The following is a 250-nucleotide window of genomic DNA, read 5'->3' on the forward strand; positions in this document are numbered from 1 at the left end:
CACGATTTCCCGTTCACCGTCGCTGTTCGAGAAGACACGCTGGGGCCGCTGGAACTCCATCCACGGCCATCCGTTGGTCTGGGCGCCCTCATTGGGCCACTGTGACTGTCGGTACGTGAAGAAGTTCTGGTAGTCGCGACCGACCGCCTCACCGGTCCGACCAATGATCAGCGGCTTGCCGTCGAGCTTGTACGTCGCGTCGGGATGCGCGTACGGTGCGCCAGGCTTGTAGAAATCGTCGTAGACCTTT

The 250-nt window shown here is 61.2% G+C and carries 1 protein-coding gene; it reads right to left on the reverse strand.

Annotation, left to right across the window (positions count from 1 at the left end; translation table 11 throughout):
• The coding region (locus tag SB660_RS22505) for a hypothetical protein (protein WP_410584702.1) at nt 1-250 on the reverse strand (250 nt) is incomplete at both ends.

It is taken from the genome of Bacillus sp. SIMBA_005 (assembly GCF_046535585.1).
GTDB classification, from domain to species: domain Bacteria; phylum Bacillota; class Bacilli; order Bacillales; family Bacillaceae; genus Bacillus; species Bacillus pumilus.